This is a genomic window from Rhizobium cauense (genome assembly GCF_019511525.1).
Classification (GTDB): Bacteria; Pseudomonadota; Alphaproteobacteria; order Rhizobiales; family Rhizobiaceae; genus Rhizobium; species Rhizobium cauense.
On sequence record NZ_JAEUAT010000024.1, the window covers coordinates 62,395 to 85,240 of the forward strand.

At 60.0% G+C, this 22,846-nt stretch carries 23 protein-coding genes; 5 read left to right on the top strand and 18 right to left on the bottom strand.

The features are described from left to right. Nucleotides 1-6 precede the first annotated feature (6 nt). The 5 genes from JNB88_RS29665 to JNB88_RS29685 all read right to left on the bottom strand — a co-directional run bounded on the left by JNB88_RS29665 (nt 7) and on the right by JNB88_RS29685 (nt 5,489). Nucleotides 7-1,197, bottom strand: a complete 1,191-nt coding sequence (locus JNB88_RS29665; protein ID WP_220358585.1) for an efflux RND transporter periplasmic adaptor subunit — start codon at nt 1,195-1,197, stop codon at nt 7-9. 388 nt (nt 1,198-1,585) lie between these two features. Next, nucleotides 1,586-2,557 (bottom strand): ABC transporter substrate-binding protein, encoded by a 972-nt coding sequence (locus JNB88_RS29670; protein ID WP_037137159.1) that lies wholly within the window; start codon nt 2,555-2,557, stop codon nt 1,586-1,588. Nucleotides 2,558-2,613: 56 nt separating this feature from the next. Continuing rightward, nucleotides 2,614-3,741, bottom strand: a complete 1,128-nt coding sequence (locus JNB88_RS29675; RefSeq protein ID WP_220358586.1) for an ABC transporter permease — start codon at nt 3,739-3,741, stop codon at nt 2,614-2,616. Then, nucleotides 3,738-4,622, bottom strand: a complete 885-nt coding sequence (locus JNB88_RS29680; protein ID WP_220358587.1) for an ABC transporter permease — start codon at nt 4,620-4,622, stop codon at nt 3,738-3,740. Before JNB88_RS29680 ends, JNB88_RS29675 begins: the two co-directional genes overlap by 4 nt. A gap of 36 nt (nt 4,623-4,658) precedes the next feature. After that, nucleotides 4,659-5,489, bottom strand: coding sequence for an ABC transporter ATP-binding protein (locus tag JNB88_RS29685; protein WP_194273701.1), 831 nt, complete (start codon nt 5,487-5,489; stop codon nt 4,659-4,661). 53 nt (nt 5,490-5,542) lie between these two features. Between JNB88_RS29685 and JNB88_RS29690 the strand changes: the two genes are divergently transcribed. Then, nucleotides 5,543-5,956, top strand: coding sequence for a cupin domain-containing protein (locus JNB88_RS29690; RefSeq protein WP_153271138.1), 414 nt, complete (start codon nt 5,543-5,545; stop codon nt 5,954-5,956). Nucleotides 5,957-5,965: 9 nt separating this feature from the next. Here JNB88_RS29690 and hydA read toward each other — a convergent pair whose 3' ends face one another. Both hydA and JNB88_RS29700 read right to left on the bottom strand, forming a co-directional pair. After that, nucleotides 5,966-7,420 carry a dihydropyrimidinase gene (gene hydA, locus JNB88_RS29695; protein WP_220358588.1) on the bottom strand — a complete coding sequence of 485 codons (1,455 nt, stop codon included), beginning with the start codon at nt 7,418-7,420 and terminating at the stop codon, nt 5,966-5,968. A 78-nt stretch (nt 7,421-7,498) separates the two neighbouring features. Further along, a complete protein-coding gene (locus JNB88_RS29700; RefSeq protein ID WP_220358589.1) occupies nt 7,499-8,752 on the bottom strand; it encodes a Zn-dependent hydrolase in 1,254 nt (417 codons plus the stop codon). A gap of 303 nt (nt 8,753-9,055) precedes the next feature. On the opposite strand from JNB88_RS29700, the gene JNB88_RS29705 reads away from it, so the two are divergent. Further along, entirely contained in the window at nt 9,056-9,712 is a 657-nt protein-coding gene (locus JNB88_RS29705) for a TetR family transcriptional regulator C-terminal domain-containing protein (RefSeq protein WP_037137166.1), read from the top strand. On the opposite strand, the gene JNB88_RS29710 is transcribed toward JNB88_RS29705, so the two are convergent. From JNB88_RS29710 to JNB88_RS29725, 4 genes are all read right to left on the bottom strand, one after another. Beyond that, nucleotides 9,707-12,280 (bottom strand): HWE histidine kinase domain-containing protein, encoded by a 2,574-nt coding sequence (locus JNB88_RS29710; RefSeq protein ID WP_220358590.1) that lies wholly within the window; start codon nt 12,278-12,280, stop codon nt 9,707-9,709. The two genes, JNB88_RS29705 and JNB88_RS29710, sit on opposite strands and share 6 nt — an antisense overlap. Continuing rightward, nucleotides 12,277-12,816: a biliverdin-producing heme oxygenase gene (locus JNB88_RS29715; protein ID WP_220358591.1), complete on the bottom strand. Its 540-nt coding sequence runs from the start codon at nt 12,814-12,816 to the stop codon at nt 12,277-12,279. The genes JNB88_RS29710 and JNB88_RS29715 overlap by 4 nt, the downstream gene beginning before the upstream one ends. A 105-nt stretch (nt 12,817-12,921) precedes the next feature. Then, entirely contained in the window at nt 12,922-13,989 is a 1,068-nt protein-coding gene (locus JNB88_RS29720; protein WP_220358592.1) for a glycosyltransferase family 4 protein, read from the bottom strand. An 83-nt stretch (nt 13,990-14,072) separates the two neighbouring features. Beyond that, entirely contained in the window at nt 14,073-14,486 is a 414-nt protein-coding gene (locus JNB88_RS29725; protein WP_220358593.1) for a rhodanese-like domain-containing protein, read from the bottom strand. 68 nt (nt 14,487-14,554) lie between these two features. Between JNB88_RS29725 and ftrA the strand changes: the two genes are divergently transcribed. Then, on the top strand, nt 14,555-15,553 hold the full coding sequence (ftrA, locus tag JNB88_RS29730) for a transcriptional regulator FtrA (RefSeq protein WP_220358594.1): 999 nt from the start codon (nt 14,555-14,557) through the stop codon (nt 15,551-15,553). A gap of 83 nt (nt 15,554-15,636) precedes the next feature. Here ftrA and JNB88_RS34455 read toward each other — a convergent pair whose 3' ends face one another. From JNB88_RS34455 to JNB88_RS29755, 5 genes are all read right to left on the bottom strand, one after another. Beyond that, complete coding sequence (locus tag JNB88_RS34455) at nt 15,637-15,876, bottom strand: SEC-C metal-binding domain-containing protein (RefSeq protein ID WP_220358611.1); 240 nt, start codon at nt 15,874-15,876, stop codon at nt 15,637-15,639. Between the two features lie 78 nt (nt 15,877-15,954). After that, on the bottom strand, nt 15,955-17,268 hold the full coding sequence (gene preA / locus JNB88_RS29740) for an NAD-dependent dihydropyrimidine dehydrogenase subunit PreA (protein WP_220358595.1): 1,314 nt from the start codon (nt 17,266-17,268) through the stop codon (nt 15,955-15,957). Between the two features lie 15 nt (nt 17,269-17,283). After that, nucleotides 17,284-18,645 carry an NAD(P)-dependent oxidoreductase gene (locus JNB88_RS29745; protein ID WP_220358596.1) on the bottom strand — a complete coding sequence of 454 codons (1,362 nt, stop codon included), beginning with the start codon at nt 18,643-18,645 and terminating at the stop codon, nt 17,284-17,286. A gap of 367 nt (nt 18,646-19,012) precedes the next feature. Further along, entirely contained in the window at nt 19,013-20,020 is a 1,008-nt protein-coding gene (locus JNB88_RS29750; RefSeq protein WP_220358612.1) for a sensor histidine kinase, read from the bottom strand. 189 nt (nt 20,021-20,209) lie between these two features. Then, the gene (locus tag JNB88_RS29755; RefSeq protein ID WP_220358597.1) at nt 20,210-21,004 is read right to left on the bottom strand and encodes a response regulator; all 795 of its coding nucleotides are present in this window, start codon (nt 21,002-21,004) and stop codon (nt 20,210-20,212) included. A gap of 258 nt (nt 21,005-21,262) precedes the next feature. On the opposite strand from JNB88_RS29755, the gene JNB88_RS29760 reads away from it, so the two are divergent. Further along, nucleotides 21,263-21,424 carry a NepR family anti-sigma factor gene (locus JNB88_RS29760; protein WP_220358613.1) on the top strand — a complete coding sequence of 54 codons (162 nt, stop codon included), beginning with the start codon at nt 21,263-21,265 and terminating at the stop codon, nt 21,422-21,424. Between the two features lie 9 nt (nt 21,425-21,433). Beyond that, nucleotides 21,434-21,988 carry an RNA polymerase sigma factor gene (locus JNB88_RS29765; protein ID WP_037137185.1) on the top strand — a complete coding sequence of 185 codons (555 nt, stop codon included), beginning with the start codon at nt 21,434-21,436 and terminating at the stop codon, nt 21,986-21,988. Nucleotides 21,989-22,058: 70 nt separating this feature from the next. Here JNB88_RS29765 and JNB88_RS29770 read toward each other — a convergent pair whose 3' ends face one another. Then, on the bottom strand, nt 22,059-22,460 hold the full coding sequence (locus JNB88_RS29770) for a hypothetical protein (RefSeq protein ID WP_220358598.1): 402 nt from the start codon (nt 22,458-22,460) through the stop codon (nt 22,059-22,061). Between the two features lie 9 nt (nt 22,461-22,469). After that, on the bottom strand, nt 22,470-22,832 hold the full coding sequence (locus tag JNB88_RS29775) for an ElaB/YgaM/YqjD family protein (RefSeq protein WP_220358599.1): 363 nt from the start codon (nt 22,830-22,832) through the stop codon (nt 22,470-22,472). Between the last annotated feature and the right edge of the window lie 14 nt (nt 22,833-22,846).

Sequence of the window (22,846 nt, forward strand, 5' to 3'; positions counted from 1 at the left end):
CGTCTCTCAGTTGGAAGCCGGTGGCTGTTCACGGACCGGCGTGATGCGGTCGCCATCACGGACATAGGCGCCCGCCTTGGCTACGACCTCGTCGCCAGCTTTCAATCCCTTTACGATCTCGACATAGGCACCGTCCTGGATGCCCGTCTCAACCGCTGCGAATTTCACGACGCCGTCCTCGACCTTGCGCGAAGAGGAGCCCTCGCTGCTCGTCAGCACGGCCGATACGGGCAGGGCCACATTCTCGGTCGTGCGCACGACGATATCGGCGCTGCCATACATGCCGGAACGGGCCTTGCTGCTGTCGTCGATCAGGATGTGGACCAGGCCGAGGCGCGTGACGGGATCTACGGTCGGCGAGACTAGCCGCACCGAACCGGTGATCTTCTCACGGCTGCCGGAGAGCGAGAGCGTTGCCTTCTGGCCAGGTTCGATCTTGACGATGTCGCTTTCGCCGACTTCCGTCACCAGCTCGATCTTGTCGTCGCGAATAATCGTAAAGAGCGGATCGCCGGTGCCGAGCGCAATGGCTCCAACCTTGGCATTCTTTGCAGCCACGGTGCCGCCAACCGGCGTCTTGACGTCGGTGCGCGCCAACTTGAGATCGGCATCGGCAATCTGGCTTTCGGTGACCTTGATATCGGCAATTGCGACCTGGATTGCCTGCTGTGCGGAATCGACGCGTGCGTTTGCCGAAGCGGCGGCAGCGTCCGCCTGCTCGACTGTCGCGGTCGATACTGTTCCCTTCTTGCCCATTTCCTGGGCGCGCGCTTGCTGTTGGCGCGCCTGCTCAGCATTGGCCTGCGCTTCGATCAGCTGGGCGCGAAGCTGCGCAAGGCTAGCTTCGTTCTTGGCCTTCGTGGCCTGCATCTGGCTTTTCTGCAGGATGAGCGCGTCGTCATTCAAGGTCGCGAGTGTGCTCTCCGCCTGCACCCGGTCGCCGACATCGGCGTTCAAGGCACGGATCGACAATCCTTCGACTTGCGGCTGAATGTAGACTTCCTCGACGGCCTTGACGGTGCCCGTTGCAACGACGCGGTCGACGAGTGTGCGGGTTGACGCCTTGGTCACGACGATAGCAGGCAGGTTCTGTTGTGGCTTTGCAACCGGCTGTTCCTGGGCAAATGCCACTGAGGCAACAGCTGCCGCGATCAGCAGGGTGGAGGCGCGAAGTATTTTAACAGGCGTGCGTGCCATGCGTCGTCATCCAGTTTTGCTCGGCCAGACTCGCGCGGTGTCATCAGCTCGCGAATGGCCGGTTCCCGTATAGGTGTTCTCAGAAGTATTTCCGCATCCCCTGCCGACCTTACTTAAGAAGTCCCTCGTTCGGCAAACTCGACTTGTACGTGGTAGCGATTTGCCCATCGCGCAAGTCCGGCGGAAAATAATTCCTCATTGGAACACAATAATTACCATTGTGATGCAGATCAATCACTGTGCGGTTATGCAAGCATTCCGATAGTTGATCCAGCATCCCTTCCATATGACGTGCGAGCCACGTCCGATACGACATGGAACGCGAACTTTTCGTCAAAAAAGCAAAACGCGCGGAAGCTCCGCGCGTTTCATCCCTTGTCATCGCCGATTACTTGGAAGCAGCGTCCGTGATGTCGTGCGTCCAGGCGCCCGTCGGCTCCTTGTTGATGATCTTCTGGTCGAGGAGAGCCTTGGCCGTACGATCGTAGAGCGTCGTGTCGAGCTTGCCAGTGCCGTCACCGATCAGCTTGGCGACTTCGCCCATCATGCGCTTCTGGTGGTTTTCGTCCTGGCCGCCAGCGTCGACGACGATTTCGGCGGCTTCATCCGGGTTGTCGGTTGCGTACTTCCAGCCCTTCATCGAAGCCTTGACGAACTTGACCATTTTTTCCTTGAAGGCCGGGTCCTTCAGCTTGTCTTCCATGGCGTAAAGGCCGTCTTCGAGAAGGTCGTTGCCCATGGCGGTGTAGTTGAAGACCAGCAGTTCTTCCGGCTTGAAGCCTGCATCGATCGCCTGCCAGTATTCGTTATAGGTCATGACCGAGATGCAGTCGGCCTGCTTTTGAAGCAGCGGCTGCACGTCGAAGCTCTGCTTCAGCACGGTCACGCCATCGGCGCCGCCTTCGGTCTTCAGGCCGAGCTTGTTCATCCAGGCGAAGAACGGGTACTCGTTGCCGAAGAACCAGACGCCCAGCGTATGGCCCTTGAAGTCTGCTTCGCTCTTGATCGGGCCGTCCTTGCGGCAGATCATTTCCATCCCCGACTTCTGGTAGGGCTGGGCAATGTTGACGAGCGGAACGCCCTTTTCGCGGGCAACCAGCGCGCCGCCCATCCAGTCAACGATGACGTCAGCGCCACCGCCGGCGATCACCTGTTCCGGCGCGATGTCGGGGCCGCCCGGCTTGATCGTGACGTCGAGGCCTTCCTCGTCGTAATAGCCCTTTTCCTTGGCGACGTAGTAGCCGGCGAACTGCGACTGCGTCACCCACTTGAGCTGCAGCGTCACCTTGTCTGCAGCCATTGCATGGGCTGCCGCGAGCGACATCGCGCTCGCCATCATTGCAACAATCAGTTTTTTCATTTTCTTGTTCCCTCTGAAGTTATGCCCCAATCCCATTCGCGGGAATAAAGCGACGCCTAGCCACCACGGATAGACGGATGCCAGAAAGTCACCGCCCGTTCTGCGAGGGCGACGACGCCGTAGAAGATCGAGCCGACGAGCGCCGCAACGGCGATTTCGGCCCAGACCATGTCGACATTCATGCGCCCGATCTCCGTGGAGATACGGAAGCCCATGCCGACGATCGGCGTACCAAAGAACTCCGCGACGATGGCACCGATCAGCGCCAGCGTCGAGTTGATCTTCAATGCATTGAAAATGAAGGGCATCGCCGCCGGAAGCCGGAGCTTCAGCAGCGTCTGCCAATAGTTGGAGGCGTAGGTCTGCATCAGGTCGCGCTCCATCGGACCGGATGCGGCGAGGCCGGCGACTGTGTTCACCAGCATCGGGAAGAAGGTCATGATGGTAACGACCGCCGCCTTCGACTGCCAGTCGAAGCCGAACCACATCACCATGATCGGCGCCACACCGATGATCGGCAGCGCCGACACCATGTTGCCGATCGGCAGCAATCCGCGACGCAGGAAGGCGACACGATCGGCAAGGATGGCGACGGCAAAGCCTGCGCCGCAGCCGATGATGTAACCGGCGAATACTGCCTTGAAGATGGTCTGACGTACGTCGTCTGCCAGGATTGGCAGCGAACCGGCGATCCTGGCGCCGATGGAGCTCGGCGGCGGCAGCAGAACGAAAGGTATGCCGGCGCCGCGTGTCAGTGCTTCCCAGATGATCAGGATCCAGGCGCCGAAGATCGCCGGGATCAGCAGCCGCAGGAACGACCGGCCGAAACTGGAACCTGGCGTCATTGCCGAAAGCTCGGTAACGCAGCGCCATGCAAGCAGCCAGCAGGCTGCTATCAGCAGGAAGAAGGATCTGGTGGCCAGACCTTCATTTCCGGTCACATCCGCGAGCAGCACCCATGCCGCCCAATGTGCGCCGACCAGCAAGACGGCGGCAATGTATGGCTTCGGCAATCGTGCGAAGGAAACGAAGGCAAGGGCGACGATCAGGGCGATCGTCAGACCGACAGTCAGCGGTGACACGGGGTCCGGCGCGCCTTCGGCCATGAGCGGCAAGGTGATGATTGCGATCGCGGTCAGCAAGAGGGCAAGAACGCCTTGCCAGGAGAAGGACATCTTCTTCATGCCGGCCTCCCGCCCATCGAGCGATCGACGATCTTCGCAATAAGACCAACGACGGCGACAAGACTTGCGGCCAGCACCGAGCCTGCGACCAATGCCGCCCATATGTCGATCGTCTGGCTGTAATAGGAGCCGGCGAGCAGCTTCGAGCCGATACCGGCGACGGCGCCGGTCGGGAGCTCGCCGACGATGGCGCCGACCAAGCTTGCCGCGATCGCGACCTTCATCGAGGTGAAAAGGAACGGCACGGAGGCCGGAACCCGCAGCTTCCAGAAGGTTTGCGCTGACGTCGCGTTATAGGTCCGCATCAGGTCAAGGAACATGACCTCGGGCGAGCGCAGCCCCTTCACCATGCCGACCGTGACCGGGAAGAAGGAGAGGTAGGTGGAGATCAGTGCCTTCGGGATCAGGCCGGTGATGTTGATGGCGCCGAGGACGACGATGACCATCGGCGCGATCGCCAGGATCGGTATCGTTTGCGAGGCGATCACCCAAGGCATGAGGCTGCGGTCTAGCGCCTTGATATGAACGATGCCGACGGCGATCACGATGCCGAGCAATGTGCCGAAGCCGAAACCGAGCAGCGTTGACGAGAGCGTGACCCAGCTGTGATAGACGAGGCTGCGATTGCTCGAGAGCTTGCGCAGGAAGGTGTTCTCGAAGACGTTCTGCACTACCTGATGCGGCGCAGGCAGCAATGGCTTCGGCTGCGACAGCGTCTTTTCGATGAATTCCATGGTGCCGGGCGTCTGGTTTGCCCGCTGATCCATGTCGCGCTGGAAGGAGGCGTTCATCAGGACTGCCGCGACGTACCAGACTGCGATCAAGACCACGAGGATTGTCAGGACGGGAACGATTCTGTCTTTCAGAGAGTCCGCCTTCATGAGCACCCCCGCGCACCGGTCTTGGTGTTCAGCACCTCAATGCTCATAGCTGTGCCCCGCTCTCAGACCGTCGCGCACGCGATGGGCGATTTCAAGGAACTCGGGCGTCTCGCGAATATCGAGCGGGCGTTCGCGTGGCAGCGTTGAATCGATGATATCGGTCACGCGGCCGGGCCGGGGGGACATGACTACGATCTTCGTGGAAAGATAGACCGCCTCGGGGATCGAGTGGGTGACGAAGCAGATCGTCTTGTTGGTGCGCGCCCAGAGCTTCAGGAGTTCTTCGTTCAGATGGTCGCGGACGATTTCATCTAACGCGCCGAAGGGTTCATCCATCAGCAGCAGGTCGGCGTCGAAGGCCAGCGCGCGGGCGATCGAGGCGCGCTGCTGCATGCCGCCGGATAGCTGCCAGGGGAATTTCTTTTCGAAGCCGGAGAGGTTCACCAGATCGAGCGCGCCGGCGATGCGCTTCTTCTGGTCGGCCGAAGCGTAGCCCATGATCTCGAGCGGCAGGGCGATGTTCTTCTCGATCGTGCGCCATGGGTAGAGTGCCGGCGCCTGGAAGACATAGCCGTAGGCGCGAGCCTTGCGGGCTTCCTCCGGCGTCATGCCATTGACGGTGATTTCGCCCGATGTTTTCTTTTCGAGATCGGCGATCACGCGCAGGAAGGTCGTCTTCCCGCAACCGGATGGCCCGATGAAGGAGACGAAGTCACCCTTGCGCACGTCGAGATTGACGTTTGTCAGCGCGTGCACGGGAGCATCGCTGGCATCATAGGTCAGACAGAGGTCCTTGGCGGATACTACGGAGGCAGCTTGCGTCAATGCTTGTGTATCCTGTTTTCCCCGCGCTTCTGCGCTTTGCATGATAGTATGAGTAGCTGTTTTCATTGTTCCGGCAAGGTCCATGGAGGATGACGATGGACGCGACATCAAAGCCCACCTGTCACATTGTGCGTCCCAGTCATGCCTACGACGGCAAGCAGGGGCTGAGTTACTTCGAAGGCATCGCGGCCGAGACGGTCGGCGCCAAGGGCATCTGCATGCATCTGCTGACGATTCCGCCCGGCGTTCGCGCCAAGGCGCATCTGCACGAAGCGCATGAAACGGCGATCTACATGCTCTCCGGCGAGGCTCACACCTGGTACGGCGATGAGTTGGAGCATCATGTCGTCGTGCACACCGGCGAGTTGTTCTACATCCCCGCCGGGGTGCCGCATCTGCCCGCCAATCTCAGCAGTACCCCTTGCACCGCGATCATCGCCCGCACCGATCCGAATGAGCAGGAAAGCGTCGTTCTGCTTCCTGAGCTTGATCGGCTGGTGCAGGAGTGATGCCAAGGATCAGACCCCCGTCGCCGGAATGCCCGAGCGCTCGACCTTGCGGGGCGCGACGAGTTCCTTCCATGTCGACAGCGCCTTGTTGACCGCCTGGAACGGCTCGCGCTTGACGAACTGGCCGTGCCCTTCCTTGGTCTTGACGGTGCTCTCCTCGATCGCGACTTCGCCGCGTGTCAGCGTGTAGCGCGGCAGGCCGGTGACCTCTTTGCCTTCGAAGACGTTGTAGTCGATCGATGATTGCTGCGACTTGGCCGATATCGTCTTCGAACGCTTCGGATCCCAGACGACGATATCGGCATCGGCGCCGACGAGGATGGCGCCCTTTTTCGGATAAACGTTGAGGATCTTGGCGATGTTGGTCGAGGTGACGGCAACGAACTCGTTCATCGTCAGGCGGCCGGTATTGACGCCATGGGTCCACAGCATCGGCAGCCGGTCTTCCAGGCCGCCGGTACCGTTGGGGATCTTGGAGAAGTCGCCGACGCCGAAGCGCTTCTGGTCGGTGGTGAAGGCGCAATGATCCGTCGCCACGACCGAGAGCGAGCCGGATTGGAGGCCGGCCCAGAGGCTGTCCTGGTGCCGCTTGTTGCGGAAGGGCGGAGACATGACGCGGCGGGCGGCGTGGTCCCAATCCTTGTCGAAGTATTCGCTTTCGTCGAGCGTCAGATGCTGGATTAGCGGCTCGCCATAGACGCGCATACCTTTCTGGCGGGCGCGGCGGATCGCTTCGTGCGCCTGCTCGCAGGAGGTATGCACGACATAGAGCGGGACGCCAGCCATGTCGGCCAGCATGATGGCGCGATTGGTTGCCTCGCCTTCCACCTCGGGTGGGCGGGAGTAGGCGTGCGCCTCAGGGCCGTTGTTGCCTTCGGCTAGAAGCTTTGCCGTCATCGACGCGACGACGTCGCCGTTTTCGGCATGGACCAGCGGCAAGGCGCCGAGTTCCGCGCAGCGCTGGAAGGAGGCGAACATCTCGTCGTCGTTCACCATCAAGGCGCCCTTGTAGGCCATGAAGTGCTTGAAGGTGTTGATGCCCCTGTCCTTGACGACGGTCTCCATCTCGTTGAAGACGCGCTCGTTCCAGCCGGTGATCGCCATGTGGAACGAGTAGTCGGCGTTGGCGCGACTGGTCTTGTTGTCCCACATCTGCAGTGCTTCGAGCAGCGACTGCTCCGGTCCCGGCAGGCAGAAATCGACGACCATGGTCGTGCCGCCCGCAAGGCCCGCGCGCGTGCCGCTCTCGAAGTCGTCGGAGGAATAGGTGCCCATGAAGGGCATTTCGAGGTGAACGTGCGGGTCGATGCCGCCGGGCATGACATAGCAGCCCGTCGCATCGAGCGTCTCCGAGCCGGAAAGGTTCGGGCCGATCTCGACGATCCTGCCGCCCTCGATCTTCACGTCCGCCTTGTAGGTCAGGTCCGCGGTGACGATGGTACCGTCCTTGATGACTTTGCTCATGATCAGTTCCCTTGCATTGATTGCTCGCGGCTCTTCGTCCGCTGGTAAAAGAAAAGGCGGGGATGACCCCGCCCTTGATTATGCAACGATTTCAGCGGTCTCGACGACGGCGTGGAAGAGGACGTCAGCTCCAGCCGTTGCCCACTCCTTGGAGATGTCCTCCGCCTCGTTGTGCGAGAGGCCGCCGACGCAGGGGCACATGACCATGGTCGTGGGGGCGACTTTTGCCGTCCAGCAGGCATCGTGGCCGGCGCCGGAGATCAGGTTCATGTGGCTGTAGCCGAGCCGATCGGCAGCGTTCCGTACGCGGGAAACCAGCGTCGGGTCGAAGGTGACGGGTGCAAAGTGGCCGATCGCCTCGATCGCGCAGCCGACGCCGAGCGCTTCACAGATGGCAGGCGCTTCGGCCTCGATCCGGGCGCGCATGCCGTCGAGCTTGGCTTGATCCGGTGAGCGGATGTCGACGGTGAAGACGACCTTGCCCGGCAGGACGTTGCGGGAGTTCGGGGTAAAGAACACCTGGCCTACGCCGCCGACGGCGCCCGGCTGGTTCTCCATCGCCACGGTCTGCACCATTTCCATGATGCGCGACATGGCAAGCCCGGCGTTGACGCGCATGTTCATCGGCGTTGAGCCGGTGTGCGCTTCCCTGCCGGTCAGCGTGAATTCGAGCCACCAGAGGCCCTGACAGTGCGTGACCACGCCGATCTGCTTGTTCTCGACCTCGAGGATCGGGCCCTGCTCGATGTGATACTCGAAATAGGCGTGCATCTTGCGTGCGCCGACTTCTTCATCGCCGACCCAGCCTATGCGCTTCAGTTCCTCGCCGAAGGTCTTGCCTTCGGGATCCTTGCGGTCATAGGCATATTCCAGCGTATGAACACCGGCGAAGACGCCGGAGGCGAGCATGGCAGGCGCAAAGCGCGCACCTTCCTCGTTGGTCCAGTTGGTGACGACAATGGGGTGCTTGGTCTTGATGCCGAGGTCGTTCATCGTACGGACGACTTCGAGCGCGCCAAGCACGCCGAGGACGCCATCATACTTGCCGCCGGTCGGCTGCGTGTCGAGGTGCGAGCCGATATAGACGGGCAGGGCGTCTGGATCGGTGCCGGGACGGGTTGCGAACATCGTGCCCATCTTGTCGATGCCGAGCGTCATGCCTGCGTCTTCGCACCATGTCCTGAAGAGGCTGCGCCCCTCGGCATCGGAATCCGTCAACGTCTGGCGGTTGTTGCCGCCAGCAATGCCCGGGCCGATCTTTGCCATGTCCATGAGGCTGTCCCAAAGACGGTCCCCGTTGACGCGCATGTTCTCGCCTGGTGCTGCCACCATGTCCAAAATCCTCACCTGTTTTCTGCGGCCATGTTATTCACATGTCCGCCTGTTCCCGTGGTCAGTATCCGTGCGCGCTTGTTTGTTTTATTAGCGCCGGAAAATCGCCAGTTGCCTTTGTTTAGCATCTGATCGATAATTTGACCGATTGGTAAACATTACAACTTCCGGCGCTGGGCTCAAGACGAAAATCAGGAAAAATACAGACAAAATTACCGGCATCTGCTGATTTTTGCGGCAAGGTGTCATGCTTGCCCAATCTTGAGTGAAACGGTTGAATTTGAAGGGGAAAACAAGGTCGACATGACAATCCCGAGAGCAGCCAAAACCCAGCGGCGCACGCGCATTCAGGAAGAGAAGGAAGAGCAGATTCTCGAAGCCGCGCTCGATGTGTTTTCGGTCAGCGGTTTTCGCGGTTCCACGATCGACCAGATCGCCGAAGTCGCCGGCATGTCGAAGCCGAACCTGCTCTACTATTTTCGCACCAAGGAAGCGATGCATCGGGCGTTGATCGACCGTGTGCTCTTCACCTGGCTTGAGCCGCTGAGGGCCTTCGACGCCGACGGCAATCCTGAGAGCGAGATCCGTAGCTACATAAGGCGCAAGCTCGAAATGGCGCGCGATTTCCCGCGCGAAAGCCGGCTCTTTGCCAACGAGATGCTGCAGGGGGCGCCGCATGTCGAGGACGAGCTGAAGGGGCCATTGAAGCAGCTGGTGGATGAGAAGGCAGAAGTCATCCGGGCCTGGGCGAAGGCTGGCAAGATCGCCAAATGTGATCCTTACCACCTGATCTTCTCGATCTGGTCGACGACACAGCACTATGCCGACTTCGATGTTCAGGTGAGAGCAGTGCTTGGACAGGAGCACGCAGGCGCCGGCCGCTTCGAGGACGCTGCGCGCTTCCTCGAGCAGCTGTTCATCGACGGGCTGAAGGTCAAGCCGGTGCCGAGCGCTTCATGATGTGGCGGCTGGCATGATCCGGCCGAGCAGGGAAGCGACACTTTCGATCGTGTAGGGCTTTTGAAGCAATTCAACGTCAGCCGCGCTGCCGGCCCGGACCATGGCTTCGCCGTATCCTGTCGCGAAGATCAGACGTATCGATTTCGCCCTTAGTTTTGCCGCCACGGGCTCGCTGGTCTCGTCACCGAGATGCACGTCGAGCACTGCAAGGTCGAAATTCCGCTCTTCGATGAGCTCCAGTGCGTGGGCGACATTCGACGCCAGCGCCACCTCGGCAGCACCGAGCTGGAGGAAAATATCCTCGCCATCCATTGCGATAACCAGATTGTCTTCCACCAGCAGGATCTTCATATCAGCGAGCGGTTGCTTGGCGATCTGTGTCAGGACCTCCTGGGTGCGCTCGTGATGGCGACTGGGTACGGTGGAAACCGGCCCGGTGGCAAAGGTTACGAATTTCGCCGGAATGGTGAAATGCGCGCGCAGTCCGGCCGGATCGTAAATTACGTCGGCCTTGCCGCCGAGGTCGTAGGGGATCGAACGGCGGATAATGGTCGTGCCGAAGCCTTGGCGTTTCGGTTCACGAACCGGTGGGCCATCGCTTTCCTGCCAGTCGACCAGGAGATTTCCAGCTTCGTCCTTTCTCCAGGACGCTGCAACGGTGCCGCTGTCGCTGAGGCTGCCGTACTTGGCGCTGTTTGTCACAAGCTCGTGGACGACCAATGCGGTCGTTGAGAAAGCCTGTGGCGCCAGAAGTGCTTCGCCGCCATGCATGACAATACGGGCGGCATTCTTGCCGAGATAAGCGGCCGCCTCTGCGTGAAGCAACGAGCGCAGCGAAGCGGGCGCCCAGTGGTCGCGGGTGATCTGGTCGTGCGCTCGCGCAAGCGCCTGTATACGGCCCTCAAGGTGGTCGACGAAATCGGACACGTGCTCTGTCGTGCCTCGCGACTGGCGGACCAAGCCGTTGATGAGGCCGAGAATGTTGCGGACACGGTGGTTCAGTTCCGCGATCAGGATTTCCTGCCGCTCACTGGCCTGCTGGCGAACGGCGTTGGCTTCGTCGGTCAGCCGAAGCACGACCTCTATCAACGTCACGCGAATGGTTTCGGCGACGCTGCGTTCGGCTGGTGCGAAGGGCAGGGACCGACCGCGGACCAACTCCGACCAGGTCTCGAAGCTCTTTCTCGGTGTTAGCCGAGGGCCATTTGGGCCATATTCCAAGGGCTTGTGCGGATCGCCTGCCCAGCGAACGGTGCGGACAATCTCCTGCCGGAAAAGAACGACGTAATCCCGGGGTGATCGGGAGATCGGAATGGCAAGGAAGCCGGCGACGATGCTGTTGGGGTCAGCATCAGACCAGAAGCTCGCAATGTGGTCGGTTGCAAAAACACGGCCGGAAGCATTGCGATTGAGCAGCCGAACCAAAGCCGCGAACTGGGTTTGTGACGGCGTGATCCCCGTCAGTGCTGAGCGGCCGTTGATCCAGACGCCGATGCCATCGGCAGGGATGGCATCGGCAAGCGCTTCGATGAGCCAGGTCGGATCGTCAAGCAGGCTTGCATTGTCGGCAACGGAGGTCAGCAACCTGTCTGAAATGCGCCGGGCCTTGGTCTCGAAGTCCAGCGCCAGGCGACGCTCGCGGCTTTCCAGCCGCGATGCAAACATCTGACCGAACAGTTCCGCCGTCGTGCGCCGCTCGAAGGAGGGCAGGCGAGCGGAGTAGTGGTGGCAGGCGAACAGTCCCCACAGCTTGCCGTCGACCACAATCGATATCGAAAGGGAGGCGCCGACCCCCATGTTCTTGAGATACTCGATGTGGATCGGGGAGACCGAGCGCAGGATCGACATGGAAAGGTCGAGCGGTCGGCCATGTTCGTCCAGTTCGGGCAGGATGGGTACGTTCGGTGCATCAATGTCGGCGATGATGCGAAAGAGATTGCGGATGTAGAGCGCGCGGGCCTGAACCGGGATATCCGAGGCCGGATAGTGAAGGCCGAGGAATGAGCCGATCCCTGCGCGAGCCGCTTCAGCAACGACCTCGCCCGATCCGCTGTCATCGAAACGGTAGACCATGACGCGATCGAAGCCGGTCAGAGCTCGCGCCTGCCGGGCGCCCTCTCTGAAGAACGCCTCCAGTGTGTCGGCCTGGTCGAGCCGCGCCATCATGCTGCGGATCGACATCGTCGAACCACCCTGAGTGCCATCCTGCGACGGCTCGGCCTCGATCACAACCTGACCATCACTGATGTGAATTGCTATGTCGAAGATCGGCCCATTTTCCGACAGTGTCACCCCGAAGAGCCGCTCCACGACGTCAGGGCCGCGCATGATCGTCAGGCGGTTACGCAGGACGTGCATGGTTGGGGAATGAATGATCTTCGATATCGGCTGACCGAGCACGTCATGGTGAGAGATGCCGATGAACTGCTCCAGATTTGCGGATGCTCGCACGACCAGCCAATCAGTGGAGGCAACGATCAGAAATCCGAATGGCTGAATCGCCCCCAGTCGGTGAATGGGTTCGCGGTCGCAGTTGGTCAGATCGACCTTTTCACTGGGCTCGCTCACGAAGCAACGGGCTCCAGTTCCAGCTCCGCTGCACGGCGAAACAATCCAAATACCCTGCGGGCGGTGGAGATGGCGTTTTCTGGATCGGCGAGCTCGGCTAAATCGAGGCGGTCCATGAAGACCTTGATACTGCCGCGCGGACCATTCGGCGTCAGATATCGAGCGGGCAAGCCCCCCGGCACTGCCTTGGCGAGCATGGCGCCGCCGAGCTTGGATCCTTCCAGCACATAGGCGGCGCCCCAAAGCTGGGCGTCCCCGTGGAGAGTAAATTGCTGCAGCAGTACCGGTGGTCTTGCCCTGAGGTCAGTCAGGTCTGCCATCAACAGGTCGCGCCGACTGCGCTCTTTCCAATCCGGAAGATGTTTGTGGATTCCGGCACGCTCCAAGGCAGTCTCCACCACCGGAACAATCCGCGCATGAGCAGACAAGAAGGAAGCGTACTGCTGCGGATTTGACAGATCGAAGCGGCCAAAGATTGTGTCTACTTCAGCGTGGCAATCGCTGGTCTGTGCGCGAAGCGCGCTGCGTAGGGGCATACTGTCGAATTTCCAATGTGTGACGGCCTAAACCTTTGGCAATATTGGAGATATGCTGCACCGTGTCGGTAAATCCAGCCATGGTGAGAATTTTCTTTGCCCGTGTCACCGATGCCAATCGAAGACCGCGCTGGCTGCGGCGCGGGCTTTGGCGTGGCGGTCGCGATAAGCCTGCCGGATCGCCTCTCGTCGTGGTTCCCGCGCAGGTTCCGGCAAAAGAGCTGATAGCCAGGCCAGCGCGGTCGGGACAAACTCGCCGTTGGCGGGGACCAGCAGATCATGTTCGTCGACCTGCTTCCTGATGCAGCCGCGGTCGTAGGAAATGACCGCATTTCCAGCGGCTTTCGCCTCGAAGATCACCAGGGGCTGGGCTTCGTTGTCGTAGGTTGTTGGAAAGACAAACACGTCGATGTCCCGATAGAACGACACCTTTGCTTCGCCATAGAGCGGGCCACGATAGTCGAGCGCGCAACCCAGGTCGGCAACGGCTGTGTCTATGGTGAACCGTTCGACCTTCCCCGCCGGGCCGGCGAGGACCGCTTTGATCTGCAAGCCTTCAGCGCGCGCTTGCCTTGCAAGTGCGATGAAGGTGTCTAGACCCTTTTCCGGGGTGAGGTTGCTCAGCATGCCAATCGTGAGATGCGTACGATCCTTCGGAATATCGGGCGTTTCCATGGGCATGACGAAGGCGGCGTTGGAAACGATGCTGCAACTCGTTCGACGCTGGTAGGTGTCGGTGAAGCGATCCCTCATGACATCGCACGGGAAAATGTGTCGCAGGCGACCGCCGCCGAATGCCAGGGTGCATCGCATGAGCAACATGGGACGATGGATGTAGCTGAAACTGTGATGATGCAATTCGATGCGATAGGCCAGGAGTCTCGCGACAAGGACGACCAGCGACGTGTAGATCAGGCCAAGACCACCGTCGCAGGCAAGGTAGCAGGTCGGCTCGCCGCGCTTGCGATCGCGAAACAGCTGCAGACAGGCGCCAAGCACACGGATGAACCTGATGGGGTGCTTGAGCAGCGACAGCTTGCCGGATGGCGGGCCGATGTTGCAAACGGTGACGTTGCCTGCTTCCGAAAGAAGCGTCACCATTTCCCCGGTCGCGAGCGAAAATCCGTTGAGCGCAGGAGGCAGTTGCCCGATCGCAACAATATGATGTGTCATGCGGGAGGCTACCTCTTTGCGCCTCCCGACTATCGCATTGGTATAGGAAAATACAATGTCCCGCTCGCGTGCGGGATCTTGCATCACGCTGCTGCGGTTTCCGGGGCGCTCTCGAATACAAAGTCCTCGTCGGCCCAACCGGTTATACCGCCGATCATCACCTTCACCTGAAGCCCGAGCCGAGCAAGGCGCAGCGCTGCCTTGTCGGTGCCGTTGCAATGAGGGCCGGCGCAATAGACGACGAAAAGGGTGTTGGCGGGCCATTCCGACATGCGGTGGGCCGTCATCTTTCCATGCGGCAGGTTGATCGCGCCTGGAATGTGAGAGGCTGCATAGTGTGCCGGAGACCGGACATCTAGCAATACGAAGTCGCTGTGGCCGGCGGCAAGGGACGCGTGGACATCCCAGCAGTCGGTTTCGAAGGCGAGTTTGCGGGCATAGTAGCTGGCGGTGGCTTCGGGGGAGGCAGCAGGGGTTTCGGCGACGAAGCTCGGCATGACGTTTCCTTTCGGTTCGAGTTGCCGCCGACCATGGCCGATGTTATGGCTTGGCGAAATTGGCCATAATGACGGTTAGCGTAAAGATCATGCCAAACTCGCTGAAAGGTCCTCATGTCGTGGTGCTCGCCTATGACGGGCTCTGCACGTTTGAATTCGGCATCGCCTATGAAGTCTTCGGGCTGTCGCGCCCAGAGATGGGGGAGTGCTGGTATGGCTACTCGGTGTGCGGCATCGAGCCGGGACCGCTCGAGGCCGCGGGCGGCCTCACTGTTTCCGTCGATCACGGGCTCGATGTGCTTGCCGAGGCGGATCTGATCGTCGTGCCGGGCTGGCGGTCGATCGATGCCGAGGTTCCGCGTGCCCTGATCGATGCGCTGTGCGCGGCCCATCAGCGCGGCGCGCGGATCATGTCGCTATGCTCCGGCGTTGCTGTTCTTGCTGCAACCGGGCTTCTTCGCAATCGCCGCGCCACCACGCATTGGCGATATGTCGCGTCGATCTCCAAGCGCTATCCCAGCATCAAATTCGATGCCGATGTGCTCTACATGGACGAGGGCAGCCTCCTGACGGCAGCGGGCAGCGCTGCCGGTATCGATCTCTGCCTGCATGTGGTCCGTGGCGACTTTGGTGCTGAGGCTGCCAACAGCGTGGCGCGACGGCTGGTTCTGCCGCCGCATCGCGAAGGCGGACAGGCTCAGTTCATCCATACACCGGTGCTACAGGAACGCGAGGGCATCCGGCTTGGGCCGCTGATCGACTGGATGCGGCAGCGGCTGGATGAGGAACAGCCGATCAGCCTGCTTGCCGCGAAAGCGGGAATGAGCCAGCGGACGTTTCAACGCCGGTTCGAAAGCACCACGGGGCAAAGTGTCGGCGAATGGCTGCTGGGGGAAAGGCTGCGGCACGCGCGCGAACTTCTGGAAAGGACAAGCAGCTTATCTCTCGACGATATCGCCGCTGCCAGCGGGTTCGGAACACTGGCGACGATGCGACATCATTTTCGCAAGAGGTTGGGGACGAGCCCCGGGGCGTATCGGAAGATGTTTGCGGGTAGCGGCGCCTAATTGGAAGCAAGCGCACGGCTTGCCGCGCGCTTGCGATGTAGGTCAATCGCGCTCCCAAAAAGTAGTGATGGCGATGGATGCCGTCATAGCGCCCGGATTTCAGGCAGCAATTCTTGAAAGCGGCTCCGTGAACCACACGGGCAGGGATCATTGCGGCCAAGCTTCTCGATCAGCTCGATATCGCCATGAACAAACTGTTGGCCGGTTTTGACATGCGTTTCCGACGGATAGGATTTACGTCGTTTCGACGTGACCTCAAAAGCTGAAGTCGGTGAGGTGTTTGCGAGCCATGGCTGCCTCCTCTGGAAAGAGAGCTGCGACAGTGCAGTGAGGCATCGATATCACAAGGTCCGCCAAAGGCAACGCCGCGAGAGAAACTCGTCCGCGGCGTTGCTGAACACTTACTCAGCGGCCTGCCGCGCCATGGGGTTGTTCGGATGGCTCGTCCAGTTTGCGTAGTTCGGATCGACGATCTTACCGGTGCGCTTGTCGAGATCACCGACGGGGAGTTGCTCCATGGTGATGCAATTCTCGACCGGACAGACATTGACGCAGAGATTGCAGCCGACGCATTCCTCTTCCATCACCTCGAAGTGCCTGACGCCATTGACGAACTGGGTGATCGCCTGGTGCGAGGTGTCCTCGCAGGCGATGTGACAGCGGCCGCACTTGATGCAGGCATCCTGATCGATCTTCGCCTTGGCGATGTAGTTGAGATTGAGGTACTGCCAGTCGGAAACATTCGGCACGGCGCGACCGGTGATGTCGTCGAGGTTGCGGTGGCCCTTGGCGTCCATCCAGTCGGAGAGGCCCGTAATCATCTCCTGGACGATCTTGAAGCCGTAGGTCATCGCTGCCGTGCAGACCTGCACGTTGCCGGCGCCAAGCGCCAGGAACTCGGCTGCATCCCGCCAGGTCGTGACGCCGCCGATACCTGATATCGGCAGGCCATAGGTTTCCGGATCGCGAGCGATCTCGGCGACCATGTTGAGCGCGATCGGCTTCACCGCCGGTCCGCAGTAGCCACCGTGGCTGCCGCGTCCGTCGATCGACGGCTCGGGAGAGAAGGTGTCGAGATTGACCGAGGTGATCGAGTTGATCGTATTGATCAGCGACACGGCATCGGTGCCGCCGGCCTTGGCCGCGCGCGCCGGTTTGCGGATATCGGTGATATTTGGCGTCAGCTTGGTGATGACGGGCATGCGCGTGTATTGCTTGCACCAGCGCACGACCATTTCGATGTATTCCGGCACCTGTCCGACCGCGGAGCCCATGCCGCGTTCCGACATGCCGTGCGGACAGCCGAAGTTGAGCTCGATGCCGTCGGCGCCGGTTTCCTCGACGAGCGGCAGGATCGCCTTCCACGCATTCTCCTCGCAGGGAACCATGATCGAGGCGATCAGGGCGCGATCCGGCCAGTTCATCTTCACCTGCTTCATTTCGCGCAGGTTGGTGTAGAGGTCACGGTCTGTGATGAGCTCGATGTTGTTCAGACCGAGCAGACGTCGGTCGGCGCCCCAGATCGCGCCGTAGCGCGGGCCGTTGACGTTGACGACAGGCGGGCCTTCTTCGCCGAGTGTTTTCCAGACGACGCCGCCCCAGCCTGCCTTGAAGGCGCGCTCGACGTTGTAGGCCTTGTCCGTCGGCGGTGCGGAAGCCAGCCAGAACGGGTTGGGCGACTTGATGCCGACGAAATTATTGCGGAGATCAGCCATTGTTCATTCTCCCCTTCACGCGACGGCAACGGCCGGCTGCGCGCCGGCAGCAAGCATACGGTTGATGGATTCAGCGGCATCGCGACCCTGGGCGACCGCCGAGACGGTCAGGTCGTCACCACCGAAGACGCAGTCGCCGCCGGCCCAGACGCCATCAAGCGAGGTCTTGCCATCGGCATCGATGGCGATGCGGCCGGATTCCATGCGCAGCGCGCCGAGGCCCGACGCGTCGAAAGTCTGGCCGATCGCCTTGAAGATCTGATCAGCGGCAATGACGCCGGTCTCACCCGTCGTCGACAAACGGCCATCGACAAGCTTGGTATATTCCACCTCGATCGCGGCGACCTTGCCGTCCTGTGCAAGAATCGACTTCGGCGCCAGCCAATGGCGGATGATGACGCCCTTGGAGGTGGCGAGATCCTGTTCGAATTCCGAGGCGTTCATATGCTCCTTGCCGCGGCGATAACAGATTGTCACCTCCTCGGCGCCGAGGAGCTTTGCCTGCACGGCGGCATCGATTGCCGTCATGCCGCCGCCGAGTACGACGACGCGGCGGCCGATGGCAACTTCACCCTTATCGGTGGCCTGACGCAGACCTGCGATGAAGTCGACCGCATCATCGACGCCGGGCAGGCTTTCGCCTTCGACACGAAGTGCATTGACACCTGATAGGCCGATGCCGAGGAAGACGGCGTCATACTGCGACTGCAGATCGGCGAGCGAGAAGTCGCGGCCGAGCAGCTGATCGTGAAGGACTTCGATGCCGCCGATCGAGAGGACGTAGTCGACTTCCTTCTGCGCGAAGTCGTCGACGGCCTTGTACGTGGCGATGCCGTATTCGTTGAGGCCGCCGGATTTTGCCTTGCCGTCGTAGATGACAACGTCATGGCCCTTTACGGCTAGGCGGTGAGCAGCGGCAAGTCCTGCAGGACCGGCGCCGACCACGGCGATCTTCTTTCCAGATGAGGCCGCGCGGCTATAGAACTGCTTGTCTGCCTGCATGGCCGTATCAGTGGCGTAGCGCTGAAGGCGGCCGATTTCGACAGGGCGTTCCTCTGCCGTGTTGCGCACGCAGGCCTGCTCGCACAGGTCTTCGGTGGGACAGACGCGAGCGCACATTCCACCCAGAATATTCTGGTCGAAGATCGTCTTTGCCGATCCGATCGGATTTCCGGTGGCGATCTGCCGGATAAAGAGTGGAATGTCGATGGAGGTGGGACAGGCCGTCATGCACGGCGCGTCGTAGCAGAAATAACAGCGGTCGGCCGCGACCAGCGCCTCGTGCTTGTCGAGGCGCGGATGAAGATCGGAGAAGTTCGACTCGTACTCGGCGGGCGAAAGCCGGCCAGCACGAATCCCAGTTCCCAGTCGTTCCATTGAAGTTCCCTCATTATTGGTAAACGGCTAGTGAGGGAAAGCGTAACTCAGCTTCAAAAATTTATCAAACGGTAAAATTTTTGATCGCTTTATCAGTTATCTGTATGTTTCTAAAACGATATTTCTATCGAGGCCGCATCGTGCCGTTCAAAGAGCGAACCCGCAAAATAAAAGAGTGAAAAAATCGACATTTTATCGTCGATGCAAGGGAACCATTCGGATACTTGCCCGTTACTGCGGTATCCGAACGATGACCGCATCGACCCAACATGCGCGCCCCCAACCCATCGTTCGGATCTACTCACGGTCCCCTCCCGGTGAGTGAAAGAACAGCCGGTGCGCCGCCCTCGCACTGGCTGTTCTTCGTTTAGCGCATGGCGGCTCGCTGTGGGGGGCTCCGGAGGATCTCGAATTCGGCGTCGGGAATGGTCAGGTGATACTCGATCCGGCCAGGTATCAGTGTGAGCTCGGCATTGCCGCTGACGGAGGTGGGCACGACGCGTTCGAGAACCGTCCTGCCAAAACTATTCTCGCTAAATTCGTGAACTTCTGTAGGATCACAGAGCGTCTCAGCCCATGAGACCTCGATTGCCTTTCGTCCTGCCGATACCACTTCACGGCAATTCAGGCTGACTGCCGGCGTGCTGCCGGCGATTGCACCATAAGACGCCGAGTTGACGATCAACTCGTGCAGTGCCAAGCCAACGTGCACGGCGGCGTTGGGAGTGAGGTGGACGTTTGTTCCGGAGATCGGCAGCGGTCCTGCCGTTTCGGGCCAGTAGGGTGCAAACTGCTTTTCGGCAAGATCGAACAGGAACGCGCCGCGCCAACTGGAATCGGTGATCAGATCCTGAGAATTCGACAGCGATTGCAGTCGCCCACGGAACTTCACGAGGAAGCCCTCCAGGGTGAGGGTGTTGCGAGCCGTCTGCGTGGCGATGCCCTGGATGATGGCCAGGAGGTTCTTCGAACGGTGCGACAGCTCGCGAAGCAGTGATTTCAGGACTTTCTCGCGATGCCGCGTTTCGGTCACCTCGGAGATCACGGAAAGAATACCGGCGGTATGATCGGCGCCGACACGCTCGATCTTCAGTTCGAACGTGCGCATTTCTCCGTCGATCGAAATTTCGATCTCGGTGGTTGTCGGTTTGCCAGTCTCAAGCACCTGCTGTTTCAGCTTCTGCAGATTGCCGCCATGCGTGGCGCCAAAAAGATCGGCATCGCTGCCGCCCGGCGCCGCAAGCGGCTGAAAATGCGGAGGAAGGTTTTCAGCGTAAATGAGGGAGAGATCAGGATCCTGGTAGATGACGGAGATTCCGGCACTTGCGACCGCACGTTCCAGCAGCACCGCTCTGCCATCCAGCGCGGAGAGCATGCCGGGCAGTGGTCCGTTCCTAATCACCTAGTCGCCTTTCCCATTTGATCCTGTTTCCGCCGACGGTGAGACAGGTGCCCATTGAGAGGGGAAGCTCATCCTAGAAGAAAGCGTTGAATAAGGCCTTAAGGGCCGGAAAGCGTCCCAGATTGTCCGGAACGCTTTGCCGCTCCCTTTGTTCCTGATTCTTTAGGCCGCCGCCTTCGTGGACTCGTTGAAGAAAAGGGCTTGGCTGATCAACGCCTTGACCATGTCCGGATTGAACGGCTTCGTGACGAGGAAGGTCGGCTCCGGCCGTTCACCGGTCAGCAGTCGCTCCGGGAAGGCGGTGATGAAGATCACCGGTACGCTCGCTGTCTTGAGAATATCGTTAACCGCGTCGATGCCGGAGCTGCCATCGGCAAGCTGGATGTCTGCCAGAACCATGCCGGGTCGGGTCTTGTTATACAGCGCCACCGCTTCGGCATGTGTACGGGCGATCCCCGTAACGCGGTGGCCGAGACTTTCCACCATCTGCTCGATGTCCATCGCGATGAGCGGTTCATCTTCGATGATCATGATGTCGGTGGCCACCTGGCGAGAAATCTCGCGTGAAGCATTGTCGAGCAGGTTAACGACTTCGTCTTGCTCTACGCCAAGAATGTGGGCAATCTCGCCAACTCGGAAGTTCTCGACGGAAGCGAGGATGAAAGCTTGGCGAGCACGCGGAGAAACCTTGGCAAGGTTCAGCGTCGCACGCTGTTCCCACGCATATGGCGACGCGGGCTCGGGAATCTGAACGGTGGCGGAACCAAACAACGTCGTGAAAAGTTTGTAGAGTGCGACGCGGTCATCCGCCGTATCAGGAAAAATGGATATGTCCGTAATGATCGCTTCGAGTACGGCGGCGACATATGCATCGCCGGAAGTTTGCGTACCCGTAAGCGCACGGGAATAACGACGCAGATAAGGAAGGTGCGGCGCAATTCGAGCAGAAAGTGTCATTTATAGCTCCCACTGTAGCCGGTAAGCGGCCTCAATGGCGATTAGAACGCGACGGACAGTAAAAATGTTCCTGAGGAGGAGGAACTTTTTTTTATTAGCAACATTATCTTGCCTACAAACGGAGGGCTCATCGTACTTGGTTCACGATACGAGACGATCGCTGATGATCAAGCGATGGGTAGAACGGGCGGCCAACAAATTAGAAGTGACGATTTAATGACGACACGGAAGAACGAAAAAGATCGGCAGCGGTTGGAGATGCGTGCAAGCGATATCCTTGACCCAAACAGCCAGATCGGGGTGAAGTTGCGATCGCTTTATGCTGCCGTGCAGGAAGAAGCGATTCCGGATCGCTTTCTCGATTTGCTCGAGAAGCTTGACCAGGCGGAGCTCGTCGCTTCGGCCAAGACTGTCAAGTAAGGTGGCGAAATGGAAAAACAGCAACCAAGCTTCAAGCGCGAGCTCCTTGCGTCCTTGCCGAGCCTTCGAGCCTTTGCCATTTCGCTGATTGGCCGTCACGATCGGGCCGATGATCTTGTCCAGGATACCATCATGAAGGCCTGGGCAAAGCAGGATCATTTCGAGATGGGCACCAATATGAAGGCCTGGCTCTTCACGATCCTGCGCAATGAGCTTTACAGCCAGATGCGCAAAAGCGGACGGGAGATCCAGGACAGCGATGGCCTGTTTACCGAGTCAATGGCGATGCATCCGTCTCAGTACGGCGCCCTCGATCTTCAGGACTTCAAGAAGGCGCTGGACCAGTTGCCGCCTGATCAACGTGAAGCGATCATCTTGGTCGGTGCTTCGGGCTTTTCCTATGAGGAAGCTGCGGAAATCTGCGGATGCGCCGTCGGCACGATCAAAAGCCGCGTCAACCGCGCCCGCCAACGGCTGCAGGAGTTGCTGCAGATCACCGGCGAAGCCGATTTCGGGCCTGATGCGACATCGTCGCCGCTGACGTCGAAGGCTTTCGCCTTCTGACAAAGCCACACGTCGCCAAAATAAAAAGCCGGCCGCAACGGCCGGCTTTGCCATTTCTGGAATGTTCAACTCAGTCGTCTCGCTTGGAACCCATCAGATTTGCAGCAACGACGGCTGCGAGGACGCCTGCCGTTAACAAAGGCTGGGCGCGGATGAGGCCAATACCGACCGCAGCGAGGGATTCCAGCGCTTGTCTCCGTTCCTTGGCGCGGCGAGCTTCCTGGGCATTGATCACCATCATGATCACCAGAACGACGATCGCGACCAGCAGTGCACCAGCAGCCAGGAACAGTGCCGCGCCAATCGGCCCGTAGATCCCCGAGAGCCATATCGCGCCGGCAACGACTGCAAGCGCGTAAGCGGTCAACAGGAGGATGACGGCGATCGCTATGAAAATTCCGTTGCGCTTGGTGCGCGCAACGGTACGGTGAACACTCGTGCCTACCAGCATGCTGAGGATCGGTAAGAGCATCTAGCCTCCTTAGCGACGGGCAAGCAGGGCTAGCACCAGCCCAAAGGCTGCAGCCGCTCCAATGGTCGCGACAGGATGCCTGCGGACAGTATTGCGAACTTCATTCGCGCCGCGAAGGTAGCCCTCCTGCAATTCGTGGATCAGATCGTCGCTGCGGGAGAGCAGTTCGTCGTATCCCGCCGCTGCCTGATAGCGTAGCCGATCGCCGGACTTGCGCGACTGCTTTCCGGCAATCTTCGTAAGTGCCGCAATCTCTTCACGAAGAGACTCGATCTGCTCTTCTATCGTCGATTCGATGTTGTGGAGCGTGCCGCTGCCATTGCGTCGGCTGCGAATAGGGTGGAGGAGCGAAGAGGCCACGATTTTCTCCATTGGTAAGGCTGCGT

Bases quoted from the DNA above. Each gene is read 5' to 3' on its own strand.
- JNB88_RS29720 (WP_220358592.1), bottom strand. From the start codon at position 13,989: ATGACACATCATATTGTTGCGATCGGGCAACTGCCTCCTGCGCTCAAC.
- hydA (WP_220358588.1), bottom strand. From the start codon at position 7,420: ATGAGCAAAGTCATCAAGGACGGTACCATCGTCACCGCGGACCTGACC.
- JNB88_RS29765 (WP_037137185.1), top strand. From the start codon at position 21,434: ATGGAAAAACAGCAACCAAGCTTCAAGCGCGAGCTCCTTGCGTCCTTG.
- JNB88_RS29755 (WP_220358597.1), bottom strand. From the start codon at position 21,004: ATGACACTTTCTGCTCGAATTGCGCCGCACCTTCCTTATCTGCGTCGT.
- JNB88_RS29680 (WP_220358587.1), bottom strand. From the start codon at position 4,622: ATGAAGGCGGACTCTCTGAAAGACAGAATCGTTCCCGTCCTGACAATC.
- JNB88_RS29690 (WP_153271138.1), top strand. From the start codon at position 5,543: ATGGACGCGACATCAAAGCCCACCTGTCACATTGTGCGTCCCAGTCAT.
- JNB88_RS29665 (WP_220358585.1), bottom strand. From the start codon at position 1,197: ATGGCACGCACGCCTGTTAAAATACTTCGCGCCTCCACCCTGCTGATC.
- ftrA (WP_220358594.1), top strand. From the start codon at position 14,555: ATGACGGTTAGCGTAAAGATCATGCCAAACTCGCTGAAAGGTCCTCAT.
- JNB88_RS29685 (WP_194273701.1), bottom strand. From the start codon at position 5,489: ATGCAAAGCGCAGAAGCGCGGGGAAAACAGGATACACAAGCATTGACG.
- JNB88_RS29700 (WP_220358589.1), bottom strand. From the start codon at position 8,752: ATGGTGGCAGCACCAGGCGAGAACATGCGCGTCAACGGGGACCGTCTT.
- JNB88_RS29775 (WP_220358599.1), bottom strand. From the start codon at position 22,832: ATGGAGAAAATCGTGGCCTCTTCGCTCCTCCACCCTATTCGCAGCCGA.
- JNB88_RS29675 (WP_220358586.1), bottom strand. From the start codon at position 3,741: ATGAAGAAGATGTCCTTCTCCTGGCAAGGCGTTCTTGCCCTCTTGCTG.
- JNB88_RS29705 (WP_037137166.1), top strand. From the start codon at position 9,056: ATGACAATCCCGAGAGCAGCCAAAACCCAGCGGCGCACGCGCATTCAG.
- JNB88_RS29760 (WP_220358613.1), top strand. From the start codon at position 21,263: ATGCGTGCAAGCGATATCCTTGACCCAAACAGCCAGATCGGGGTGAAG.
- JNB88_RS29725 (WP_220358593.1), bottom strand. From the start codon at position 14,486: ATGCCGAGCTTCGTCGCCGAAACCCCTGCTGCCTCCCCCGAAGCCACC.
- JNB88_RS29770 (WP_220358598.1), bottom strand. From the start codon at position 22,460: ATGCTCTTACCGATCCTCAGCATGCTGGTAGGCACGAGTGTTCACCGT.
- JNB88_RS29670 (WP_037137159.1), bottom strand. From the start codon at position 2,557: ATGAAAAAACTGATTGTTGCAATGATGGCGAGCGCGATGTCGCTCGCG.
- JNB88_RS29715 (WP_220358591.1), bottom strand. From the start codon at position 12,816: ATGCCCCTACGCAGCGCGCTTCGCGCACAGACCAGCGATTGCCACGCT.
- JNB88_RS29745 (WP_220358596.1), bottom strand. From the start codon at position 18,645: ATGGAACGACTGGGAACTGGGATTCGTGCTGGCCGGCTTTCGCCCGCC.
- preA (WP_220358595.1), bottom strand. From the start codon at position 17,268: ATGGCTGATCTCCGCAATAATTTCGTCGGCATCAAGTCGCCCAACCCG.
- JNB88_RS29750 (WP_220358612.1), bottom strand. From the start codon at position 20,020: ATGCTCTCCGCGCTGGATGGCAGAGCGGTGCTGCTGGAACGTGCGGTC.